The following is a 24635-nucleotide window of genomic DNA, read 5'->3' as shown; positions in this document are numbered from 1 at the left end:
GGCGCAGGGGTATGCAAGACGACCCGTCAGCTCGAGACCGCGGACTCACCCGCCGCCAGCTGCTGGTCGGCAGCGGTGCCGCGGCCTTGGCCCTGTCGCTGCATCACCTCGCGCCACGCTCAGCCCCGGCCACGGGAGTGGCGCACGCCGCTCAACCGCTGCCTGATTACACCGCCTGGGAGGACGTCTACCGCACCGCCTGGCGGTGGGACCGCGTGGTCAAGGGCACGCATCTGCGCGCCAATTGCTTCAGCGCCTGCGCCTTCGATCTCTACGTCAAAGACGGCGTGGTCTGGCGCGAGGAGCAAGCGGACGTCTATGGCCGCGACGCCGCTGGGCTGCCGGACTACGCGCCGCGCGGCTGCCAAAAGGGCAACTGCTACAGCTCGTTGGCGCTTTCACCGGGGCGGCTGACCTATCCGCTGGAGCGCGTCGGTCCGCGCGGCTCGGGGCAATGGCGGCGGCTCTCCTGGGACGAAGCCTACAGCCGCATCGCCGATGCCATCGTCGAGGCGGCCCAGGAGGCCGGGATCGAGACCGTGGTCTACGACAACGGTACCTCGAACGTCGACTGGGGCCCGAGCACCATCGGCGAGATGCGCCTGTTCACGCTCATGGGTGCCACCATGCTCGACGGCTTCGCCGGCACCGGTGACCTCGCTAAGGGTGCGCTCCAGACGTGGGGGACTTCCTTCGTCGACGGCAGCTCCGACGATTGGTGCCGCAGCGACACCCTGATCTTCTGGCACTGCAACCCGGTCTCGACCCGGATTCCCGACGCCCACTTCGCCACCGAAGCACGCTACCGCGGCACCACCGTGGTCACCGTCAGTCCTGATCTCTCGCCCAGTGCCATCCATGCCTCACTGTGGGTGAATGCCCGCCTCGGCAGCGATACTGCATTGGCCCTCGGGCTGGTGCGCGCACTGCTGGCACGCAACGCTATCGACGAAGCCTACATCCGCGAGCAAACCGACCTGCCCTTCCTGGTACGCGATGACAACGGCCGCTTCTTGCGCCAATCGGACATGGCTGACGGCGGCAAGCCGGACGTCTTCTACGTCTTCGATACCAGCGCGGGAAAGATCGTCGAGGCCCCCGGCACCTCCGGATGCTGGAGTGACTCGCTTGCCCTCGGCGAGGTGGTGCCGGCGCTAACGGGCCGCTTCGAGGCACAAACGCCGGGCGCAACGCTGAGCGTACGCCCGGTGCTCGATCGCCTGCGCGAGCGCGTCGCGTCGTACACGCCCGCGTACGTGACGCAGGTCACCGGCGTCGGGCCGCAAGTTCAAGAACAGCTGGCCGCGCTGCTGGCGACCTCCAAGCGTACGCTCATCTACGCCACCTGGGGCTCGTGCAAGTTCTACCACGCGGATCTCTTGCAGCGAACGCTGATCCTACTCTCGGCCCTGCGCGGTCAACACGGCCACACTGGCTCGGGAGTGCGCTTCGCCGCTTGGATCCCGTTCGAGGGCGGCGATCAACTGCTCGGCTCGGGCCCTTCTTGGCTGCAACGGCAGGTGCTGAAGGTCTACACCCCGCCGCCGCGAGCCATGGAGCAAGCCATCGCGGAGTTCTCGCGTACCCAGCTGACGTGGACGCCGTCACACCTGTTCTTGCACGTCCACGGCGGTCTGGGCGAGGCCCAAGACAAGATCGTGGCCGACCCGACGCTGCCGCGAGCCGGGCATGTGTACTTCAAAGAGGCGGTCGAGCGCGGCTGGCTGCCGGTGCGCCCGGCGGCTGATCGCCCGCCGCGCGTGCTGGTGACCTCGGGCGTAAACCCGCTGCGACGCTGGCCGCTACCCCAGGTCATCGAACGGGTACTGTGGCCGAAGCTCAAGTTGATAGTCGCCGTTGATACGCGGCTCTCCACCACCGGCGCCAAGGCTGACCTGCTGCTGCCGGCGGCGGGCTACTACGAAAAGCGCGGCATCAAGTACGCGGTCGCACTGGCGCCGTACATCGTGGTCGGCGATCAGGCGATGAACCCACTGGGCGAGTCCAAGCCGGAGTGGGAAATCATGTCGCACCTGGCGCAGCGGGTGCAAGAACGCGCCCGCGCGCGCGGCCTCACAGACGGGCTGGCAACGATCGCCGATCGTTTCACCGACAACGGGCAGTACGGGGCGCAGGACGACGAGAAGGTGCTCGATCGCATCTTGCAGGATTCCGCGCCGACACGCGGCATGACTTGGCGAGAGGCGCGTCAGGTCGGTGCCGTGCAGGCGCGCGCGATCAGTACCTGGGGTACAACCAACGGCATCGGCAGCCAGGTGGAAGCGCAAGGCAGCCTAAGCCCGTCGCGCATTCACGTCGAAGACAAGCACGCCTGGCCCACGCTCACCGGGCGGCAGCAGTTCTATCTTGATCACCCCTGGTTCGCCGAAGCCGACGAAGTGTTGCCACGCTGGAAGCCGCTGCCGGGAGCGGGCGGGGCTTATCCGATCTTTCTCACCGGCGGCCACACCCGTTGGAGCATTCACGCGATCTGGCGCGCCGAGCGCACGATGCTGCACCTGCAACGGGGCGAACCCTCCATGTGGATGTCTATTGCGGATGCGCAGGCACGTGGCATCAGGGATCATGAGTTCGTCGCCGTCCGTAACGAGCAGGGCTCTTTTCGCGTGCGCGCACGCCTGTCGGCCGCGATCGCCCCGGGCGAAGCCATAATCTATCACGCCTGGGAGCCGCTGCAGTTTCCGGGCTGGCAGAGCAACATGGAGGTGGTCGCCTCGCCCTACAAGCCGGTTCACTTCGTCGGCGACTACGGGCATCTGCGCTTCCGCGCCTTCGCCAGCGGTCCGGTGCACGTACCCCGTGGCGTGCCGGTTGAGATAGAGCGCGCCAACGTGTAGTCAGCACGCTCGCGTGGCGGTCGACGGCACGCGCGGAAAGGCGAGCAACACTCTATGAGCCCGGTCAGCACCGACGTGGCCCATCTGCGCACCGTCATCGCGGAGTCGGAACAGCGGTTTCACGATCTGGTACAGGATCTCGACGCGATCCTGTGGGAAGCAACCCCGATCATGGCCGCAATCGGCCGAACCGGTTTGGACACTTTCAGACTCACTTTCGTCAGCCGCCGGGCTGAGGCCATCTTGGGCTACCCGGTCGAGCGCTGGCTGATGCAGCCGCATTTCTGGCCACCCCATGCTCATCCGGACGATCGTGAGCAGGCCGCGGCATTTTACGAGGCGGTGCTTTCCGCAGGTGGCAACCACAATCTGGCCTACCGCCTGATGGGTGCGGACGGCCGCGTGGTGTGGGTACGCGACCGGGTGCGGGTGGTGCGCGACGCCGGCGGGCGGATCCAGGCTTTGCGCGGCATGATGGTCGATATCACCGAGCGCAAGCAGGCGGAGCAACGCATGGCGGCGTTGCTGGAGATCGCCCGCGACATCAGCGGGACGTTGGATCTGGCCGAGCTGCTCGAGCGTGTCGAGCGCCGCGTCGCCGCCGTTCTTCCCTGTGAGCGAGTGGCTACCTTCCACTGGGATGAGGCCCGCGAAGCGTTTCGAATCCTTTCGCACTACGGCGTGCCGGCGGACTTGTTGGGTGAGGCGGCGGCATTGGAGTTCGTGCCGACCGGGTTGTTCGGCGGCCGCATCACCAACGGCCAGAGCGTGGTCGTCAATGACACCTGTCACTTCGCCCCGGTGGTCGGCGAGCTGTTTCGCAGCTTTCGCATCGCCGCCATGATGGTGGTGCCGCTGATGGTACGCGGCCACGTCTTCGGCGCCTTGGCCTGTTGCGGCGGCATGGTCGACCGCCCTTTCGATGCCGCCCAGCTCGAGCTGTGCGAGGGCATTGCACGGCAGCTGGCGATGGCGATCGAGTCGGCCCAGCTCTACCGCGCCAAGACCGAGGAGGCGGTGGTTTCGGGCGCGCTGGCGCGCGTCGGCCACGAGCTGATCTCGTCGCTCGACACGCCCAGGCTGCTCGACCGTTTGTGCCAGCTCACCACCGAGATGCTCGGCTGCGATTGCAGTCACACCTATCTCTGGCAGCGCGATGCCGACGTCTTCGTTCCGGTCGCCGGCCACGGTGACCAGCCGGAGCAATGGGAAGCCCTGCGCGTGCTGCGGGTGCCCCGGCCGCTGCTGGCCGGTCTGCTCGATCGCCTACAGCGTGAGGGAATGGTCAACGTCGGCGCGACACAGCCGTCCGGTGAGGCCGCGGTGACATTGCCGCTACGCTACGGTATTACCGCTCTCCTGTACGTTGCCTTGCGGCGCGGGGACGAACTGCTCGGGCTACACACCGCCGGCTACCGCGGCCGGCGCGAGCCGATGAACCCGCAACAGGAGCGCATCGCCCGCGGTATCGGACAGCTGGCGTCACTGGCCTTGGAGAACGCCCGGTTGGTGGAAGAGCTGGAGCGGGCAAATCAGCTCAAGTCCGAATTCGTCGCCACCATGTCGCACGAGCTGCGCACGCCGCTCAATGTCATGATCGGCTACACCGACCTGCTCGGCGACGGCGAGTTCGGGCAGCTCGGCGGTGAGCAGACAGAAGTGGTGCGCCGGGTGCACAAGAGCGCGCAGGAGCTGCTCGATCTGATCAATGCCACGCTCGACCTCAGCCGCCTCGAGAGCGGCCGGCTCCCGCTCGACATGAGCGACGTGCCGCTAGCTGAGCTCTTTTGCGCCTTGGAAGCCGAGGGCCTGGCGGAGGACAAGCCGGGGGTTGAGCTGGTCTGGCGCGTGGATCCGGACCTGCCGCTGGTGCACACCGATCCCATCAAGCTCAAGGTCGTGGTCAAGAATTTGGTCACCAACGCGATCAAGTTCACCGACCGCGGTACGGTTACCGTCGATGTGCGTGCCCAGCGCAACGGCGTGGCCATTACCGTCAGCGATACCGGTATCGGTATTGCGGCCGAGGCACTGCCGGTGATCTTCGAGGCCTTTCGTCAGGCCGACAGATCGATAGCTCATCGTTACGGCGGCGTTGGGCTCGGCCTTTATATCGTGCGCCGCTTGGTCGACGCCCTCGGCGGCACCATCGAGGTCGACAGCGAGCCCGGTCGCGGTTCGACTTTCTGCGTGCACATTGCGGCGGTGCCAAGCCACGGTAGCGAGCCGAGACTGTGAAAGGATCGCGTTAAGCAAGCCTGAGAACCACAGCACTCCCGGCCGGGAACCGAAGTCGGTGTTGACGCCAGGCGGCCCGGGTGCCGCGCATGAGCCATCGGCGGAGCGGACGGTCACTTCCCCGCGGCTGCTAGCGTCCCAGGCTGTTCCGATCAAATCTCTCTCATGGCCATCGCCTACACCTATCGCGGCGACGACGTTCGATTGATCTCGGTTCGGAAAGCCGACCCCAAGGAAAGGCGGGCATATGAAGAGGGAGTATGAACCTTCCCTCCTTCCTCCTGTTCCCCGCTAGATTTCGCTTGACATGGAGATACACGCTTCGTATCTGTGTATCCTCATTGCCTTGGGCGAAAGGCGGCGTCCGTAGTCCAAGGCCAGGGGCGAACCATTGGAGTGATCGAAGACGATGCGTGCACCTGCCTGGGCCGGCTTGCCGGCACCTGCCAACGACACCGAGGCACGCAGTCGACTGCTGGATGCGGCCCGGCGTTGCTTCGAGCGTTTTGGCCTCGAGAAGACGAGCATCGCTGACGTGGCGGCGGAGGCAGGTGTCACCCGGCGGACCGTATACCGTTACTTCGACAGCACCGATGAACTGCTGCGGGCGGCCTTCGCGCTGACGGCGGGCGGCATCGTCGAGCGCATGCTACGGCACGCCCGCCGTCGCCGGGACCCCGGCGAGCGGATCATCGAAGCGATGCTCTTCCTGTTGCGCGAAATTCCAGCCGACCCGCGACTCGGTCCGCTCTTTAGCCAGGGTCGCAACGGTGGGCGTGGCGGCCGGAGCATGTCCTCCGTGGTCACTCTGGAGGTGAGTCACGGCGCCCTGCGGGCGGTGAACGAAGATTGGTCGCCGCTGACTTCCAAAGAGGTGGACGAACTCGCGGAGTTGATCCTCCGACTGTTGCAGTCCTTTCTCACCGATCCGGGACCACGCCCGCGTACCGAGTCGGAGATCCGCGCCTTTCTCAAGCGCTGGCTGCTGCCCGCAATCCGGCGGCGCGCTGCCTAACCTTGATGAGACAAACAAATCCTCACCACGAAGTTCGCGAAGAGCACGAAGAGAGAACACCAAAGTAATTCCATGGCTGATGAAATTGGCTCCAGACCGATCCGCCGATCTCGCATTGCCGTCCTTCGTGGTCGTGGTGCCCTTCGTGGTGAACGTATTCTGCCCGATCAAGGCTAATTGCGTCTTAGGTGAAAGGGGGTTGGTCGATGGCCAAGGAAGAACGGTATGATGTCGTCATCATCGGCGCCGGCCACAACGGCACCACGACCGCGGCGTATCTGGCCAAGTGCGGGCTCAGTGTCTGTGTGCTCGAAGAACGGCCGGAATGCGGCGGGGCGCAGGAGACCTGTGAACCCATTGCCGGCGTGCGCATCCAACCGCACGCGATCGCCAACTACGGTGGCTCTGCCCCCGGGTGGGAGCAGCTCGAACTGTGGCGCTACGGTTTCCGGATGGATTGGAACCCGAACATTCCCGTGCCGTTCGATTCCGATCGCTACCTCTTCACCAGCGATGGGCCGGTCAAGATCACCGAGAAGGACAAGATGGGCTGGGCGAAGATCACCGGCCTGTTGAACAGCCCGCCCTTCTACAAGGATCTGATGCGGGCCACGTTCTGGTGCCCGCCGCATCCGCGCGGGGTCGAGCTGAACGAGCACACCATCCCCTACATGCAGGTGTACAAGCAGCACCTGCCCGAGGTGTGGAGCCGCGAGCTGATGGAAATGACGATGTTCGACCTGATGGACGAACATTGTGAGACCGAACCGTTCAAGGTGAACATGGCGTGGACGGCGCTGGTCTCCGGCGCCCACGGCCACATGGAAGGCGTGGCCATTCCGGCGCTCTGCAGCGTCGCCACCGTGTTCCCGCCGGCAGTGGCCAAACCCGTCGCCGCACGCGGCAACATGCACGGCTACTATCACGCCCTGTTTCGCTGCGCCGTGGCGCACGGGGCGATCTTCCGCGCCTGCTGCCCGGTGGAGGAGATCATCATCGAGAACGGCCGCGCCGCCGGCGTCCGCTTGCGCGACGATGCGACCTGGGGCGCGAAGAAGATCTGGGCCAACAAGGCGGTGATCAGCGCCGCGCACATCAAGCCGACGTTCTTGAACATGATCGGCCCGCGCCATCTCGACGCCGGCTTCCTCCAGCGCATCAAAGACCTGAGCCTCAAGGGCGGCAGTCTCTACATGGCACACTTCCTCACTCGCGAGGAGTTGCGCTATCGGCCCAAGTTCCAACGCCCGTCGGACGAGCCGCAGCCCTTCGTCGGCCCGTTCTTCCCTTCCGACAGCCGCGAGATCTACTTCGAGAACGTGCGCGACGTGCTCGGCCGCCAGGCCAATCTCACGCTGCCGCCCGAGCGGGCCATGTGGGGCATGGTGTCCAGCTCGCTCTACGATCCCAGCAATCCTCAGTGCACGCGCTCGGGCTACGTCGTCAACGGGCCGCTGTGGATGCTGGTGCCGACGCCCGAGTACAACGTCGCCGGCATGGACGCCATGGACAAAGAGAAGGCCAAGTGGGACGAGTACATGCGCCAGGCGCTCTCCTGCGTCGTCGAGAATGTCGAGCCGCCCAACCTGGTGCGCATCTGGGGCGAGTCGCCGCTCGAACAGGAGTTCCGCAACACCGGCATGCTCGGCGGCTCGTGGTACGGCATCCGCTGCGACCGCGACCAGTGGTGGAACGAGCGCCCGCTGCCAGAGATGGCGCGTTATCGCGTGCCCGGGATCGACGGGCTCTACCTTGCACACCAGTCCGGCGCCCATCCCGGCGGCTTGTGTCTGATGGCGGTCGGCTACAACCTGATGCACATCCTGATCGAAGACGGCATCGCCCAGCCCGGCAAGTGGTGGTACGCCTCGCCGTGGTAGGTCCCCGAAGCCGGCAAGATCTCCGCCGCCAAGCCCTGCTGAAGATGGAGAGAGGAGAACGGCGATGGCGAAAGAATTAGTCGAGCAACCGCACGCGCAGAGTTTCTTCTCCGAGTTCCCGATCGAAAGCGAGTGGGACGCGGTCGTGATCGGCGCCGGTCCCAATGGCCTGATCACCGCCGCCTATCTCGCCCGGGCCGGCCTCAAGGTCGCGCTGGTCGAGCGCCGCTACGAAGTCGGCGGCGGCCTGGCGACGGAAGAGATTCTCTACCCCGGCTTCTACTCCAACATCCACGCGATCTACCACATGATGGTGGACTACATGCCGGCGCTGCGGGACTTCGATCTCAGCCAGCATGGGCTCGTATGGATCAAGCCCAACCTGCAAACCGCGATGGTGTTCGAGGACGGCAGCTCGCTGCTGCTCACGCGCATGATCGAGGACACCACCGATTCGATCCACAAGTTCTCGCAGAAGGACGCCGTCGCGTTCGGAAAGGTGATGCGCAACTGGCGCCGGATTTCGCGTGAGATCGCGGTGCCCGCCACCTATCTGCCGCCGATGTCACCGCTGGATATCTCGGTGGCCATGCAGCGCACCGACGTCGGCCGAGAGATGCTGGAGATCACCGAGCGCAGCCCGCTCGATCTCATCAACGACACCTTCGAGAACGACCGCGTGCGCGCCCTCATGCTTTACACCTGTTGCATGTGGGGACTCGACCCGCGCGAGACCGGGCTCGGGTTCTTCGTGCCGTTGCTGATCGACCGCGGAATGAACAAGTCCTACCCGCAGGGTGGCTCGCACAAGCTGGCGGCGTCGCTGGCGCGCGAGATCATCCGCGCCGGCGGCACTATTCTCGACGCCTCGCAGGTCAACAGGATCACCCTGCGCAACGGCGCCGTTTGCGGCGTGGAGTTGTGGGAAGGCCGCACGCTCCACAGCGAAGTGGTCATCTCGAGTCTCGACCCGCACAGCACGTTCTTCAACCTGGTCGGCAAGGAGAACCTGCCGGGCGATTTGGCATCAGCCGTCGAGGGCTGGAAGTACGACAAGTGGAGCTTCAACACCCTGCACGTCGCCTCGGAAGAGGCGCCGCACTACGCCTGCGGTGATCCGTGGGTCGACGAGTCGTTCATGACCATCGTCGGCTTCGAGAGCACCGCGCAGATTCTCGCGCACTGGGACAACGTCAGCGCCGGTAAGATCGACGCGAAGAGCCTCGGCGGCCATGTTACCTGCGAGACGCGGCTCGATCCGCATCTGACACGGTTCCCGGGCAAGCACGTGTCCTTCTTCCAAATGCACGCCCCCTACGAGCTGGCCGGCGGCTGGGAACCACGCGCCCGCGAGGTGGAAGACGCGATGTTCGCCAAGTGGCGCAAGGCCGCGCCGAACATGAAACGCGAGAACATCATCCGTACCAGCATGGAAACGCCCGAGGACATCGAAATCCGCTTGCCCAACATGCGCCGCGGATCGATCAAACACGGCGACTACAAGCCGGTCCAGCTCGGCTGCTTCCGGCCCAACCAGGAGTGCTCGAGCACCAAGACGCCGATCGCCGGTCTCTACGTGTGCGGCGCCTCCACATATCCGGGAGGGCTGGTACTCGGTGCACCCGGATATCTCGCCGCCAACAAGGTGGCCGAGGATTTGGGGCTAAAGAAATGGTGGCAGCCAACACCGGAGATGGAGCGGTACGTCAAGACGTATCTGGAATGAGCGATGTTCCCCCTCCTCACCAAGGAGGGGGTCAGGGGGAGGTCGGTGTCGGCAATCGGCGTTCATCACCTCCCCTGGCCCCTCCTTGGTAAGGAGGGGAACCTGACTGACGGAGGTGAATGATGAGTAAAGAGGAACGCTACGACGTGGTCATCATCGGAGCCGGCCACAACGGCACCACGACCGCGGCATACCTGGCCAAGTGCGGACTAAGCGTCTGCGTGCTGGAGGACCGGCCGGAGTGCGGCGGCGCGCAGGAGACCGTCGAACCCATGGCCGGGGTCCGCATCCAGCCGCACGCCATCGGCAACTACGGCGGCTCGGCCCCCGGCTGGGAGCAGCTCGAACTGTGGCGCTACGGCTTCCGGATGGATTACGATCCGCGCTACGAGGTGCCGTTCGATCAAGACCGCGGCCCGATGACCCGCGAGGGCCTGGTGCCGGTCTCCATGGAAGACAAGATGGGCTGGGCCAAGATCACCGGCCTGCTCAGCGACCCGCCCTGTTTCAAAGACCTGCTGCGGGCCACGTTCTGGACCCCGCCGCATCCGCGCTACATCGAGCTCGACGAGAACACGATTCCGTACATGCAGGTCTACCGCGACCGTATCCCCGACCTGTGGTCCAAGGAGATGCTCGAATGGACCATGTTCGATCTCATGGACCAAACCATCAAGAGCGAGCCGTTCAAGGTCCACCAGGCGTACATCGCCAACGTCTCCGGTGCCTTCGGGCATTTTCCGGGCGTCGCGGTTCCGGCGCTCGAGTGCGTCGCCACCGTGCTGCCGCCCGCGGTCGCGAAGCCGGTCGCGGCGCGCGGCAACATGCACGGCTACTTTCACGCGCTGTTCCGCTGCGCCGTGGCGCACGGCGCGATCTTCCGCACCTGCTGCCCGGTGGAGGAGATCATCATCGAAAACGGCCGCGCCGCCGGCGTCCGCTTGCGTGACGACGCGACGTGGGGCGCGAAGAAAATCTGGGCCAACAAGGCGGTGATCAGCGCCGCGCACATCAAGCCGACCTTCCTCAACATGATCGGCCCGCGCCACCTCGACGCCGGCTTCTTGCAGAAGATCAAGGACCTCAGCCTCAAGGGCGGCAGCCTGTACATGGCTCACTTCCTCACCCGCGAGGAGCTGCGCTACCGCCCGCAGTTCAAGTGGATGAACCAGGAGCCGCATCCGTTCACCGGCGGCTTCTACTGCATGGAGTCGAAGGAGCTGTACTACAAGAACCTCGAGTGCGTGATCGGCCGGCAGCAGAACCTCGACATCCCTCCCGAGGAGGCCATGTGGGGCATGGTGGCCGCCAGCCTCTACGACAAGACGCAGCCGCAGTGCACCCGCGAGGGCTACTACATCAACGGCCCGCTGTGGATGATGGTGCCGACGCCGCAGTACAACGTCGACGGCGTCGAGGCGATGGACCGCGGCCCCGAAGACAAGAAGAAGTGGGACGACTACATGTGCAAGACCTTGTCCTGCATCGTCGAGAACCTCGACGAGAAGAACCTCGTGCGCATGTGGAGCGACAGCCCGTGGGAGCAGGAGTTCCGCAACACCGGCATGCTCGGCGGCTCGTGGTACGGCACCCGCTGCGACCGCGACGAGTGGTGGAACGAACGCCCGCTGCCGGAGTTGGCGCGCTATCGTGTGCCCGACATCGAAGGCCTGTACCTCGCGCACCAGTCGGCGGCGCATCCGGGCGGCTTGTGCCTGATGGCCGTCGGCTACAACCTCATGCACATCCTCATCGAAGACGGCGTCGCCGAGCCCGGACCGTGGTGGTACGCCTCGCCCTGGTACATCCCCGAGAAGGGAAAGATTTCGGCGGCCGACGGCCGGAAGTCAGCATGAGGCGTGGACCGATAAGGAGTGATTAGACCATGGCAAACGAATTCAAAGGACATCAACACCCCCAAAGTTTCTTCGAGGAGTTTCCACCCGAAAGCCACTGGGACGTGGTCGTCATCGGCGCCGGGCCGAACGGGCTGATCGCCGCGGCTTACTTGGCCAAGGCGGGCCTGCGCGTCGCGCTGGTCGAGCGTCGCTACGAGATCGGCGGCGGCCTCGCTACCGAGGAGATCCTCTTCCCCGGCTACTATTCGAATATCCACGCCATCTACCACATGATGGTGGACTACATGCCGGCGCTGCAAGACTTCAATCTGTCCAAGCACGGCCTGGTGTGGATCAAACCGAACCTGCAAAGCTCGATGGTGTTCGAGAACGGCGAGTCGCTGCTGCTGACAAGGATGATCGAGGATACCGCCGATTCGTTCATGAAGTTCTCGGTCAAGGACTCCGACACCTTCAGCCGTACGATGGGCCGCTGGCGCAAGATCGTGCGCGACATCATCGCGCCGTCGACGTATCTGCCGCCCATGTCTCCACTCGACATCACGATGGCTCTGGACCGCACGGCCGAGGGCAAGGAGCTGCTCGAACTCGTCGAGCGCAGCCCGCTCGAGATCATCAACGATCTCTTCGAGAACGATCGCGTGCGCGCCTTCCTGCTCTACCACGTCTGCATGTGGGGGCTCGATCCGCGCGAGACCGGCCTCGGCTTGTTCGTGCCGCTCTACCTCGATCGGCTGATGAACAAGTGTTACTGCCAAGGCGGCTCGCACAAGCTGGCCAGCTCGCTCGCGCGCGAGTTCGTCCGCGCCGGCGGCGTTATCCTCGACTCCTCCCAGGTCAACAAGATCCTGCTCAAGAACGGCGCGGTCGCCGGCGTCGAGCTGTGGGAAGGGCGAACCCTGTACAGCAACGTCGTCATCTCCACCCTCGATCCGCACACCACGTTCCTCAACTTCGTCGGTGCCGAGAACGTGCCGCCGGATCTGAGGCAGTCCGTTGAAGGCTGGAAGTACGACAAGTGGAGTTTCAACACGCTCCATGTCGTGACCGAAGAGGCCCCACGCTACCTTCCCAAGGACCCGCAGGCCAGCCAAGCGTTCATGACGATCCTCGGCTTCGAGAGCAGCGCGCAGATGCTGGCGCACTGGGACAACGTGATCGCCGGCAAGATCGATCCGAACACCTTCGGCGGCCACGCCACCTGCGAGAGCGCGTGGGACAGCCACCTCGTGCGCGTGCCGCCGTCGCGTGCGCACCGGCAGATCTCCTTCCTACAGATGCACGCGCCGTACGATCTTCAGGGCGGTTGGGAGCAGCGCGGCGCGGAAATTGAAGAAGCGATGCTGAAGCGCTGGGAGCGCTACGCGCCGAACATGAAGCGGGCCAACGTCGTCATGACCCACCAGGAAACGCCCGTCGACGTCAAGATCCGCTTCCCCAACATGCGCCGGGGTTCGATCAAGCACGGCGACTACCTGCCGATCCAGCTCGGCTGCTTCCGCCCCAACCAGGACTGTTCCGGCACGAACACCCCCATCCCGGGGCTGTACACGGCCGGCGCTTCCAACTATCCAGGGGGCTGCGTCTTGGGAGCCGGGGGTTACCTCGGCGCCAACAAGGTGGCCGACGACCTAGGCGTGAAGAAGTGGTGGAAGCCGACGAAGGAAATGGAGAAGTACGTTGCGACGTACCTGGAATAACGGCGCCACGAAAGGAGAAAACCGTGAGCAGCGATATAGAGCGGGCATCGCTCGCCGCGAAGTTCGAGCGTCATGCGGACGAAGAGGGCAAGATCCTGGCGCAGTACCGCGTGCTGGCGGAAAAACTTGGCAGCAGCTCTGCCGCGAACCTTGTGAGCCACATCCTGACCGAGGAGGAGCTGCACCATCTCCTCTTGCGCACCTTGGCGAAATGGCTGCGTGAAGCCCCCAGCCAACAAGAGCCCTGCACCCCGCCTGACGTTGACCGCGCCGAGCTGCTGCGCCTGACCGCGGAACTCCAGAAGCACGAACTGGAAACGATCGCTGCCTGTCGCACCGCGAAATCGCAGCTGCCGGCAGAGCACGCCGAACTCTTCGGCACCCTGTTGGAGGCAATGGTCCTCGACAGCGAGAAGCACCACCGCTTGCTCGCGGCCGTGGCCACGATGCTGTAAGTTTGAGGAGGTTAGCCCATGGCGAAGGAACAATATGACGTCATCGTGATCGGCAGCGGCCCCGGCGGGGGCTCGTGCGCCACCTTGCTGCAAAAGCGCGGCATCAACACCTTGCTCATCGAGAAGAACAGCTTCCTCGGGGGCAAGATGGTGAGCCTCAAGAAGGACGGGTACGCTTACGATCTCTTCCCGCACGGGCAGGTGCCGATGCGCCAGCCCGCCTTCGAGTCCATCTTCAACGAGCTCGGCGTGAGCGGCGAGTTCCGTCCCGGGCTTCAACCCGATGATACCCGCGACGTCATCAAGATCTGCTATCGCCGGCGGGATTGGAGCAGTTACCGCATAGCACCGCAGGCGCAGGCGATGACGGATGCCACCCCCTTCTTCCGGCTCTGGGATATCGACGCCGAGGCGCAGCAGAAGACGATCGCGTTCATGACCGAAATCGCCACCATGCCGGATGAACGCATAAACGACTTCGACAACGTCAGCATGCACGAGTACATCTCGCGCCGCGACGTCCCCTACGAGCTGTACAGCTACATGGCCTTCCACGCCAATGCCTCGCTGGCCGAGCCTATCGATCTGGTGGCGGCCTCGGAGCAGATTGTGATTCTCAAACAGATCATGCTCCAGGGCGGCGGCGGGCAGTATCCCGGTGGCTTCGGCATGCTCACCGACGTGATGATGCGCGAGTTCGAGAACAACGGCGGTGAATTGATACGCAACACCAAGGTCGAGAAGATCATGGTCGAGGACGGTGCCGTCACCGGCGTGGTGACCACGAAGGGGACTTTCAAAGCCCCGGTGGTGGTGAGCAGCGCCGGCATCCAGCCCACCGTGCTCAAGTTGGTGGGCGCAGACCAGTTCGACCGCAGCTACGTCAACTACATCAAGGGGCTCGCCCCCGGCTGGGGCTTCACCAGCATTCGCTATTTCCTCAGCAAGCCGGTTATGGACGTCGCCATGTACGTCGCCTACTCCGATGACAGCTGGTGGAACATGGAGCGCTTCTGCCGCGTCAAAGAAGGCCATATTCCGGACGAGGTTATCCTCTTCATGTGCAACCATTCCTTCTACGACGCCGAGGCCGCGCCGCCGGGGAAGCAGGTGCTCATCTCCGGCACCGTCTGCTCCCCCAATCCCGAGGCCCGCGAGATCGAAGGGCTCTGGCGGCGGATGGATGAACAGATGGTGAAGTTCTTCCCCGAGATCTGGGCGGCCACCGAGCGGCGCGAGTACGCCGGCCCGCGCGACATCAGCAACATGACCCGCGACAGCGTGCTACCCGGCCAAGGCGGCGAGTGCGTCGGGCTGGGTCAGGTCGTCGGCCAATGCGGCAAGCTGAAACCCAACCCGGCGGCCCCGATTCGCGGTCTTTACTATGCCGGTGCCGACGCCGGCGGCGCCGGCATGGGCACACACCAGGCCGCCTGCTCCGGTATGGAGGTGGCACGCCTGGCCGGGCACTACCTCAACAAGCGCCGCAAGGCGCAGTAGCGGACGAGTGAGCCGCGGCGCCAGCGCGATCAGCGGCGCCCGCGGCCGGCCGGAGCTTGCTGGGCACCGTTGAGAAACCGGCGCAGAAACTCGGCGGTGTGCGAGCGCGCGCCCTTGGCGATGATCTCATGCGGTGGGCCCATCGCCACCACTTCACCGCCGGCCTCACCGCCCTCGGGGCCAAGGTCGATGATCCAGTCGGCTTCCTTGATGATGTCCAAGTTGTGCTCGATTGTCACAACGCTGTTGCCGCGATCGACTAGGCGATGCAGCACGTCGATCAGCCGGTCGATGTCGGCGAAGTGCAGGCCGGTGGTCGGCTCATCGAGCACGTACAAGGTCGCGCCGCGCGACTCCTTGCCCAACTCGTAGGCGAGCTTGATGCGCTGCGCTTCGCCGCCCGAGAGCGTGTTACTGCCCTGCCCGAGCGTCAGGTAGCCGAGGCCGATATCCTGCAATAGCTGTAACGGCGCCGCGAGGTGGCGCACGCCCGCGAAGAACCCCACTGCCTCCTCGATCGTCATCGCCAGTACCTCGGCGATGCTGCGCCCGTTGAACGTCACGGCCAGGGTTTCGTCGGTAAAGCGCCGCCCGCTGCAGCTCTCGCACTCGACGTAGAGATCGGGCAGGAAGCTCATCGCCATCTTGATCTTGCCCTGCCCGGCGCAGGTTTCGCAGCGGCCGCCCTTGAGGTTGAAGGAGAATCGCCCGGCGCTGTAGCCCCGCACCCGTGCCGCCGGGGTCAGCGCGAAGAGCTTGCGGATATCATCGAAGAAGCCGACGTACGAGGCCGGAATCGAGCGCGGCGTGCGCCCGATCGGAGTCTGATCGACCTCGACCACCCGCTCGATGTGCTCGCCGCCGCGGATGCGCCGGTGCGCACCGACGCGCCCGCTGGGCAGACCCAGGGCGCGCCGGACGCCGGCGAAGAGAACGTCGCGCACGAGCGTGGACTTGCCTGAGCCGGAAACGCCGGTGACGCAGCTCCACGCCCCCAGCGGTACCTCGACACGGATATTCTTGAGGTTGTGCTCAGACGCGCCTTCGATCACTAGCCGCCGTTGCTTCCCGCTTACCGCGCGCAGCGGGCCCAGGCGCGGGCGCGGTTGGCCCAGGTAGCGGCCGGTCACCGACGCCGGCTGCGTTCGCAGCGTCGCCGGCGCACCCAACGCGACCAGCTCGCCGCCGTGCGTGCCGCCGCCCGGGCCGAGATCAACCACCACGTCCGCCGCTTGAATGGTGGCCTCGTCATGCTCGACCACGACGACGGTGTTGCCGTGTCGCTTCAGCTCCAGCAGGGTCTCGAGCAGCATGGCGTTGTCGCGCGGATGCAGGCCGATGGTGGGCTCGTCCAGGATGTAGCAGACGCCGCGCAGATTGGAGCCGAGCTGGGCCGCCAACCGAATGCGCTGCGCCTCGCCGCCCGAGAGCGTGTCGGCGCGGCGATCGAGCGTGAGATAGGAAAGCCCAACCCGTTCGAGGAACTCCAGCCGCGGCACGATCTCCTTCACCACATTCGCTGCGATTACCCCTTCGCGGCCGCTGAAGCGGCGGCCGGACCACTCGCGCCGGGCCGCGGCTACCGATTGTGCGGTCACTTCAGCAATGGTGTGACCGTTGACCCGCACCGCTTGCGCGCGCGCTTGTAGCCGTCGCCCGCCGCAGCTCGGGCAAGCCCGTTCACTCAGAAACGGTGCCAGCAGCGCCGCCTTGGCTTCATCCTCGAGTTGCGCTTGCAAGAAGGGGATGACGCCCAGCGAGCCGTCGCCGTGCAACAGCGCGTGTCGCTGCTTCACCGTCAGCTTCCGGCACGGCCGCTGGCGAGCGACGCCGGCGTGCGCTAGCGTCGCTTCCAGCTGGCGCTGGCCGCGCACGCCGAAGGGCTCGAGCACAGCGGCCAGCGTCGCGCCCACCGGCCGACTCGAATCGCCGACAATCAGCTCGGGCTCGAAAGCCGGCAGCGAACCGATACCATCGCAGTCGGGGCAGGCCCCCTGGGGCGAGTTGAACGAAAACATCCGCGGGTCGAGCGCCTCATAGCCGAGGCCACAGGCAGTGCAAGCGAGGCGCTCGCTGAACACCTGCTCGCCGCCGCCGGCTTGAACGATCAGCGCACCGCTGCCATAGCGCAGCGCAGTGGCCACCAAATCGGGCAAGCGCCCGGCGCCGGCACGGGTGACCTCGACTTCCCCGACCACAATGTCGATATCGTGGGGACGGTAGCGCGCCAGAGCCGGGGCCGGCGCCACCGCCACCACCACGCCGTCCACCCGAGCCCGCGTAAAGCCGAGTTTGCGCATGGTTAAGAACAGTTCGTGGTAGTGACCCTTGCGGCCGCGCACGGCCGGCGCCAGCAAGGTGATCGACTTCGAGCGCTGCTCGCGGCGGATGCGATCGATGATCTGCTGGCGCGTCTGCGCAGTGATCGGACGATCACACCTAGTGCAGTGCTGGATCCCGATCTTGGCGTACAGCAGCCGCAGGTAGTGATAGATCTCGGTGATCGTCGCCACCGTCGACTTCTTGCTGCCGCGGCTGAGGCGCTGCTCGATGGCCACCGTCGGCGGGATTCCCGACAGCAGATCCACCGCCGGGCGCGCCATCACTTTCACGAACTGGCGGGCGTAGGCCGAGAGGCTGTCGAGGTAACGGCGCTGGCCCTCGGCGTAAAGGATGTCGAAGGCGAGGGTGGACTTACCCGAACCACTCAAACCGGTCACCACAATGAACTGGTCGCGCGGTAGCTCGAGGGTGAGATTGCGCAGATTGTGCTCCTTGGCGCCGGCGATGCGCATAACGCCGCGGCCGTCGCGGGCCGGCAGCACCGCTGCCGGTGCCAGCGGCACACTCGGCGCGGCGGCCGCCAGCGCCGCCTGTAGGTAGTGACCGGTGAGCGAGCCGGGGCTCGCTGCCACTTGCTCGGGGGTGCCGCGGGCGATTAGCGTGCCGCCATTAGGCCCGCCTTCGGGGCCGAGGTCGATGACGTAATCGGCGGCCTTGATGATCTCGAGATTGTGCTCGATCACCACCAGTGAGTGGCCGCGTTCCACCAGCCCTTGCAAGGCGGCCAGTAGCTTCTCGACGTCGGCGAAGTGCAGCCCGATGCTGGGCTCGTCGAACAGAAAGAGGCTGTGCGGCTTGCCTTCACGGCCCATCGCCGCGGCTAGTTTGAGGCGCTGCGACTCGCCGCCGGACAGTGTCGTCAGCGCCTGGCCGAGCCGCACGTAGTCGAGTCCGACCTCGGCCAGCGGCTGCAGCCGGCGCACGATCTCGGGCTCGGCCTGAAAGAACCCCAGCGCCTCGCGTACGCTCAAATCCAGCACCTCGCGGATGTTCTTGCCCTCGTGAGCCACCTCCAAGATCTCGGCGCGAAAGCGTGCCCCGTTGCACTCGGGGCAGGTAACGTACACGTCCGAGAGAAACTGCATCTCGACCTTCTCGCAACCCTCGCCGTTGCAAGACTCGCAGCGCCCGCCGGCGACGTTGAACGAGAAGGCGTTGGCTTGATAACCCCGCAACCGCGCCAGCGCGGTTTGCGCAAACAGCGTGCGGATCGGGTCGAAGGCTTTGAGATAGGTCGCCGGGTTGGCGCGCGGGGTAGTGCCGAGCGGCGACTGATCGACCAGCACCACTTCGGCGATGTGGTTGGCGCCCTCGATCTCGTCGTGCTCGCCCGGCACGCCGGCAAACTGGCCGAGTCGCTTCTTGAGGCCGCGGTAGAGCACATCTTCGATCAGCGTGGACTTGCCCGAGCCCGAGACGCCGGTGACGCAGACGAAGCGCGAGAGCGGGATGTCGACGTCGAGGTTGCGCAAGTTATTGGCGCGCGCGCCGCGAATGCCGAGCCGCAGGCCGGCGATCGGCACCCGGCGCGCGCTGGGGGCGGGTATGTGCCGGCGGCCGGAGAGATACTGGCCGGTGAGCGATTCGCTCGCGTTGTTGCCGAGCAGGTCGGCGTAGCTGCCGGCGAACACCACCTGCCCGCCGCTGGCACCGGCACCGGGGCCGAGATCGATGATGTGTTCGGCCGCGCGGATGATTTCGGCCTCGTGCTCGACTACGACCACGGTGTTTTCCTGCGCGCGCAACGCTTGCAGAATGCGCACCAGACGCTGGCTATCGCGCGGATGCAGCCCGACCGATGGCTCGTCGAGGACGTAGAGCGTGTTGACCAGCGATGAGCCGACCGCGGTAGTGAGGTCGACGCGCGCCAACTCACCACCGGAGAGCGTGCGCGACTGGCGGTCGAGGGTGAGGTACTCGAGGCCTACCTCCAGCAGGTAGCGCAGGCGATTGCGAATCTCGGCCAGGATCAGGTGTGCGATCTCCTCCTCGGTATCGGTCAGCCGCAACGCCTCGAAGAACGCCGCCGCCTCGGCCACGCTCAGTTGATTGACCTCGGGCATGCTGCGGCCGTTGATGCGGTAGAGCAGGGCATCGGGCTTGAGCCGGCCGCCTTGGCAAGCCGGGCAGAGGCGATAGCTGCGGTAGCGCGCCAAGAAGACGCGCACGTGCATCTTGTAGCTGCGGCCTTCGAGCCAGCGAAACCAACCGCGGACGCCGTAGTAGCGTTTCTTGCCCGCCGACTTGTCCTCGCCGTCGATTATGAGCGCGCGCTGCGCCGCGCTCAGGCGCTCCCACGGCCGGTCGAGGGGAATCCGGTGCCGGCGGCAAACGCTCTCCAGTTCGCCGCGCTCCCATTCGGTGGCCGGCGTGCTCCACGGCTTGATGGCGCCGGCGGCAAGCGATTTGCGCGGATCGGGGATGACCAGGTCGAGATCGACGTCGATTACTCGGCCGAAGCCGCGGCAGGTATCGCACGCCCCCAACGGACTGTTGAACGAGAACAGGTTGGCGGTGGCCTCGCGGTAGGCGATGGCGCAACGCGGGCATTCGAGCCGATCGACGAAGGGTTCTTGCCGCATGCCTTCGTCGGGGAACACCAGTGCCAGGCGGCCTTGGCCGAAGCGAAACGCCTGCTCGAGTGAATCAACCAGCCGCGCCTTGTGCGCCTGGCGAACCAGCGCACGGTCGGCCACCACCGTCACCGTTGCGTCCGGCAGCGCCGCCATCGCCTCGGCCTCGCGCACCTCGCCTGCTACAAGCAGGCGACGGAAACCGGCGCGCAGAAGTCCGGCGCGGGCTTCCGCCCACGGCAGGTTGTCCGGCAACGGCAGAGTGAAGGTGATGAGCACGCGCGTGCCTTCCGGGCGGTGCAGCAGCCGGGCGGCGACTGATTCCGCCGAGTCGCGCGCGACCACTTGGCCGCACTGCCGGCAGTGCAAGACACCGATCTTGGCGAAGAGCAGCTTGAGGTGGTCGTGCAACTCGGTCATCGTCGCTACCGTCGAGCGCGACGTCTTCACCGTATTGCCCTGGGCGATCGCAATCGCCGGCAGCACGCCGTCGATGTGCTCGACTTGCGGCTTGTCCATGCGTTCGAGGAACTGCCGCGTGTAGGCCGAAAAGCTTTCCACGTAACGGCGCTGGCCTTCGGCATAGAGCACGTCGAAGGCGAGGCTCGACTTGCCCGAGCCCGAGACCCCGGTAATCACGGTGAGCGCGCCGAGTGGGATCGCGACATCAATCCCCTTGAGGTTGTTCTGGCGCGCGCCAACGATTCTGATCGCGTCCGACGGCATACAGTCGAACTCGGTACTATAGCCGAAACGCGAGCAGACAAAATACCGGGGTCGGCGCCGAGCCAACCTTACCGATTCGTTCGGTAGCACCGGCGACTGAGGAATGCGCTCAGGATTGCGGTGACCAGCTGAGTCGTCGATCCTCTCGGCCAGGCCGTGCACGGCCTTAGAGCCCCGTCGATCACGCAGCCGCCTGTCCCGATACGCGGGCGCAGGCAGAGAGCTAGTGCGTCGAGGCGAACTCCATGCGGCTGAGATCGACGGTGGCGATGCGATCCATCAGCGCGGTGGCGCTCTTGTCCACTCGTTGGAGGGCATCGAGCTGCTCGCTGGTGAGTGGGCCGAGTTCTCGGGCGCACACTAGATCGGTGTAGCCGACGATGGTGTGGAGCGTGGCGCGCGACTCGCGGGTCATGGTTTCCACGAACTCCGAGCGCGCGCGGTTTTCCTGCGTTAGCCGCTCGACCATTTGCGCGTTGGCCAGCGCCACCGACGCAATGCGTGCGAGCCCCTCGGCAATGCGCTTGTGTTGGCGCGTGAAGTGCGCCTCGGCGCGCGCACGGCCGGCGATCTGGACTCCAATCAGCTCGTCTCCGCAGCGCAACGCCAAGGCGAGGCCGCAGCTGAGGCCCAGCCGCTGGGCCAGCGCCGCCAGTTCAGCGGTGGGCTGAGCGGTGCCGATCGGCGCCACCTCGTGGCGCTCGAGCCGGCTCAGTAACGGCTCCATGTGCGCGGGCGTCAACATCATCAGCCGTGTCGACTGCCAAGCCTCCGGGCTGTGGCCATAGAAAGCCGCCGGGACGTAGGCGTTCTGCCGGGGCTCCCAGACCACCGTCATACTGCGGTCACAACCCAGCACGTCGGCGGCCATCCGGCAGAGCTGATGGCGCAACACGGCGGTATCCAGGGTGAGGTACAATTCGGCACCGAGTTGGGCGAGTCGCCCCGACACCTCGGCTTCTTCCTGAATGATCCGGTACAGCTCGGCCGCCTCCATCGCCACCGCCAGCTGTCCGGCGATACCCCTGAGCAGGTCGGTCTGATGCGGCTCGAAGGCCCGCGGCGGCTGTGTCTGGCAGGCCACGAGCGTGCCGAAGTGGCGCGTCTTGGCGCGCAGCGGCGTGGCGATCAACGCCGTTAACCTGCACGTAGCGCAGAACGACGCCGGCAACCAGGGCTGCTCGGTGATGTCGTTGATGATCACCGTGGTGCTTTCGCCCAACCGCCCGTCCATCGGCTTGAGCGCCGGGAACTCTAAGGCCCGTAACGGATCGAGTTCGGTCGCCGGCAGGCCGCAGCCCGACAGCAGCCGGATGCTGTCGGTATCGCGATCCAGGCCGAAGGTCATGACCGCGTCGCAGGGAAGCAGTTGCACCGCGTGCTGCTGGACCCGCTCGAGCAGCTCGGCAGCGTCGAGCCGGCCCGCGATATCCTCGCTGACTGCCAGCAGCGCCGTTTGCTGTGCTTCCGCCCGCCGCTGCCTTCGGCGCACCTCTGCGTCAGCAAGTTCGCGCTCGATGGCCGGCAGCAAGCGGGCAAGGTTGCCCTTTGTGATGAAGTCGTGGGCCCCGGCCTTCATCGCCTCCACCGCACGGTCCTCGCCGATGGTTCCCGAAACCAGGATGAACGGCAGGTCCAAGGTGCTCTGGCGCACGATCGCCAGGGCGGCCAGCCCGTCGAAGCGCGGCATGGCGTAGTCGGCGATGACAATGTCCCAAGTCTCGGCGGCCAGGGCCGCGGTCAAGGCCGCGGCGGTATCGACCCGTTGGGCGTGCGGCTGGAAATGCCCGCTGCGCAGGTCGCGCAACAGAATCTCCGCGTCATCCTCGCAGTCCTCCACCAGCAGCACGCGTAAGGGGCGGGGCGTGCTGATGCGATCGGCCGTACTACCGGGCGAAGTGAGCGATTTCATGGCAACCTCCGGCGAGTCCCGCGGAGCCACGCAGGGTGCGCCCCGCGCTCCTTGCTGTACAATCGTCCTTAGCGTAAACCCGCCGGTGCCAGTATGAAAGCTCTCGCCGATCGCATTGCGCTGTCCGATACCGAGAAGGGGTTGTAGGAGATCTTGCATCGCTGCTGCCGTCGGCTCTGCCCGGGGAGTTCGCGAACAGGAACGGGCGTGCTGGCTTGACCCGGCCGCTCGCTTGGGGTCAAGCAATTTGGGATGTTGACTGATGGGTGACGCTGACTTGTACGATGCCGATCTGCAGCAGATCGCCGCGCGCGGCATGCGCGCCGACGACGTGCACCGGCAACTGCGGCAGTTGCGCGCCGGCTGCTCGTATCGCCACCTGGAGCGCGCCTGTGGGCGCGGCGATGGGATTAGGGTGCTGGCTCCGAGTGAGATCGAGCGGCTTCAAGACCACTACCAAGCGGCGCGCGCCGCCGGCCGGTTGCTCAAGTTCGTGCCGGCTTCCGGCGCGGCGACTCGCATGTTTAAATCGTTGCTGCGGGCGCGTGAGCGAAACGATGCCAACCGTGAGGCGGTCGCCGCTCGGGGCGATGCCGAGGCGCACGAGTTGCTCCAGTTCATGGACGGCTTCGCCCGCTTCGCCTTCGCCGAGGATTTGCGCCACTTGATGCAAGCAAACGGCTTGGACGCCGCCGCCCTGGCCGCCCGCGGCTGCTTCGGCGAGATCATCGACTACTTGCTGGCGCCGCATGGTCTGGACTACGCCGCCCTGCCGAAAGGCCTGGTGCGATTTCACCGTTACGCCACCGGTAGCCGCACCGCGTTCGAGGAGCATCTGCGCGAGGCGGCGGGCTACCTGTGCGACGACCGCGGTGTTTACCGGCTGCACTTCACCATCTCGCCGCAACACCGGGAACGCTTCGCGGCGTTGCTGGGCGAGTTGGCCCTGGCCTTGGAGCAGCAGCTCGGCGTGCGCTTCGAGGTCGGCTTCTCGGAGCAAAAGCCGTCGACCGACACCGTGGCAGTTGGCCTGGATAACCGCCCGTTTCGGACGGATGACGGGCGGCTGCTGTTTCGCCCTGGCGGCCACGGCGCGTTGATCGAGAACCTCAACGACCTCGCCGCCGACATCGTCTGCATCAACAACATCGACAACGTGCTGCCCGATTATCGCCAGCCGATCGTGATCAAGTGGCGGCAGGCACTCATCGGCCTGCTGGTGGCGGTGCAGCGCGAAATCTTCGCGCACTTGTCGGCTCTCGATCAGCCGGCGGCAGGTGCTGCCGCCGTCGGCGCCGCCGCGCGCTTCGTGCAGCAGCAGTTGGCTCTCGAGGTAACGGGCAGTGAGGCGGAACAGCGCGCGGCCCTGACGGCGGTGCTCGATCGGCCGCTGCGGGTCTGCGGAGTTGTAGCCAACGCCGGTGAGCCCGGCGGTGGTCCGTTCTGGGTGCGTGGGCCGCAAGGCCGGCTGAGCGTGCAAATCGTCGAGGGGGCGGAAGTCGATCCCGCCTCACCGGCGCAGCAGGCGGTCTTCCGCTCGGCCAGCCATTTCAACCCGGTTGATCTGGTGTGCGGTGTGCGCGACCGGCGCGGGCGATCATTCGAACTGAGCCGGTTTGTCGACCCGGAGGCCGTCTTCATCGCGCACAAGTCGGAAGCCGGGCGTAACCTCAAGGCTCTGGAGCGGCCGGGCTTGTGGAACGGGGCGATGGCGCGCTGGATCACACTGTTGGTGGAGGTGCCGGCCACCACCTTCTGCCCGGTCAAGACGGTCACCGACCTTTTGCGCCCGCAGCATCAGCCGGAGTAGAAAAGGCGCGGGCGCGCGCTTCGCAAGTAAAGGAGCAGGC

General features: G+C 65.7%; 12 protein-coding genes. 10 read left to right on the top strand and 2 right to left on the bottom strand.

All coding sequences use genetic code 11. The features are described 5' to 3' along the window. Positions 1-11: 11 nt before the first annotated feature. From HY699_07870 to HY699_07830, 9 genes are all read left to right on the top strand, one after another. Positions 12-2858 carry a molybdopterin-dependent oxidoreductase gene (locus HY699_07870; GenBank protein ID MBI4515717.1) on the top strand — a complete coding sequence of 949 codons (2847 nt, stop codon included), beginning with the start codon at positions 12-14 and terminating at the stop codon, positions 2856-2858. 54 nt (positions 2859-2912) lie between these two features. Then, positions 2913-5096 (top strand): GAF domain-containing protein, encoded by a 2184-nt coding sequence (locus HY699_07865; GenBank protein ID MBI4515716.1) that lies wholly within the window; start codon positions 2913-2915, stop codon positions 5094-5096. Between the two features lie 409 nt (positions 5097-5505). Further along, a complete protein-coding gene (locus HY699_07860; GenBank protein MBI4515715.1) occupies positions 5506-6111 on the top strand; it encodes a TetR/AcrR family transcriptional regulator in 606 nt (201 codons plus the stop codon). 206 nt (positions 6112-6317) lie between these two features. Then, positions 6318-7991 carry an NAD(P)/FAD-dependent oxidoreductase gene (locus HY699_07855; GenBank protein ID MBI4515714.1) on the top strand — a complete coding sequence of 558 codons (1674 nt, stop codon included), beginning with the start codon at positions 6318-6320 and terminating at the stop codon, positions 7989-7991. Between the two features lie 64 nt (positions 7992-8055). Then, positions 8056-9717 carry an NAD(P)/FAD-dependent oxidoreductase gene (locus HY699_07850; protein ID MBI4515713.1) on the top strand — a complete coding sequence of 554 codons (1662 nt, stop codon included), beginning with the start codon at positions 8056-8058 and terminating at the stop codon, positions 9715-9717. A gap of 119 nt (positions 9718-9836) precedes the next feature. After that, positions 9837-11573, top strand: a complete 1737-nt coding sequence (locus tag HY699_07845; GenBank protein ID MBI4515712.1) for an NAD(P)/FAD-dependent oxidoreductase — start codon at positions 9837-9839, stop codon at positions 11571-11573. Between the two features lie 29 nt (positions 11574-11602). After that, positions 11603-13276, top strand: a complete 1674-nt coding sequence (locus HY699_07840; protein MBI4515711.1) for an NAD(P)/FAD-dependent oxidoreductase — start codon at positions 11603-11605, stop codon at positions 13274-13276. Continuing rightward, positions 13222-13731 (top strand): hypothetical protein, encoded by a 510-nt coding sequence (locus HY699_07835; GenBank protein MBI4515710.1) that lies wholly within the window; start codon positions 13222-13224, stop codon positions 13729-13731. The genes HY699_07840 and HY699_07835 overlap by 55 nt, the downstream gene beginning before the upstream one ends. An 18-nt stretch (positions 13732-13749) precedes the next feature. Beyond that, positions 13750-15231, top strand: coding sequence for an NAD(P)/FAD-dependent oxidoreductase (locus HY699_07830; GenBank protein ID MBI4515709.1), 1482 nt, complete (start codon positions 13750-13752; stop codon positions 15229-15231). A 29-nt stretch (positions 15232-15260) separates the two neighbouring features. On the opposite strand, the gene uvrA is transcribed toward HY699_07830, so the two are convergent. Further along, positions 15261-20873 (bottom strand): excinuclease ABC subunit UvrA, encoded by a 5613-nt coding sequence (gene uvrA / locus HY699_07825; protein ID MBI4515708.1) that lies wholly within the window; start codon positions 20871-20873, stop codon positions 15261-15263. 223 nt (positions 20874-21096) lie between these two features. Further along, positions 21097-22785, bottom strand: coding sequence for a GAF domain-containing protein (locus HY699_07820; GenBank protein MBI4515707.1), 1689 nt, complete (start codon positions 22783-22785; stop codon positions 21097-21099). Positions 22786-23047: 262 nt separating this feature from the next. Between HY699_07820 and HY699_07815 the strand changes: the two genes are divergently transcribed. After that, on the top strand, positions 23048-24595 hold the full coding sequence (locus HY699_07815) for a DUF4301 family protein (protein ID MBI4515706.1): 1548 nt from the start codon (positions 23048-23050) through the stop codon (positions 24593-24595). Positions 24596-24635: the final 40 nt, after the last annotated feature.

The sequence above is a fragment of the Deltaproteobacteria bacterium genome (assembly GCA_016210005.1).
In the GTDB taxonomy this organism is placed as follows: Bacteria; Desulfobacterota; Binatia; order HRBIN30; family JACQVA1; genus JACQVA1.
This window is presented reverse-complemented; position numbering and strand designations above follow the sequence as displayed.

Excerpts from the sequence above, each read along its gene's own strand:
- HY699_07870 (MBI4515717.1), top strand. The coding sequence starts at position 12 with ATGCAAGACGACCCGTCAGCTCGAGACCGCGGACTCACCCGCCGCCAG.
- HY699_07865 (MBI4515716.1), top strand. The coding sequence starts at position 2,913 with ATGAGCCCGGTCAGCACCGACGTGGCCCATCTGCGCACCGTCATCGCG.
- HY699_07860 (MBI4515715.1), top strand. The coding sequence starts at position 5,506 with ATGCGTGCACCTGCCTGGGCCGGCTTGCCGGCACCTGCCAACGACACC.
- HY699_07855 (MBI4515714.1), top strand. The coding sequence starts at position 6,318 with ATGGCCAAGGAAGAACGGTATGATGTCGTCATCATCGGCGCCGGCCAC.
- HY699_07850 (MBI4515713.1), top strand. The coding sequence starts at position 8,056 with ATGGCGAAAGAATTAGTCGAGCAACCGCACGCGCAGAGTTTCTTCTCC.
- HY699_07845 (MBI4515712.1), top strand. The coding sequence starts at position 9,837 with ATGATGAGTAAAGAGGAACGCTACGACGTGGTCATCATCGGAGCCGGC.
- HY699_07840 (MBI4515711.1), top strand. The coding sequence starts at position 11,603 with ATGGCAAACGAATTCAAAGGACATCAACACCCCCAAAGTTTCTTCGAG.
- HY699_07830 (MBI4515709.1), top strand. The coding sequence starts at position 13,750 with ATGGCGAAGGAACAATATGACGTCATCGTGATCGGCAGCGGCCCCGGC.
- uvrA (MBI4515708.1), bottom strand. The coding sequence starts at position 20,873 with ATGCCGTCGGACGCGATCAGAATCGTTGGCGCGCGCCAGAACAACCTC.
- HY699_07820 (MBI4515707.1), bottom strand. The coding sequence starts at position 22,785 with ATGAAATCGCTCACTTCGCCCGGTAGTACGGCCGATCGCATCAGCACG.
- HY699_07815 (MBI4515706.1), top strand. The coding sequence starts at position 23,048 with ATGGGTGACGCTGACTTGTACGATGCCGATCTGCAGCAGATCGCCGCG.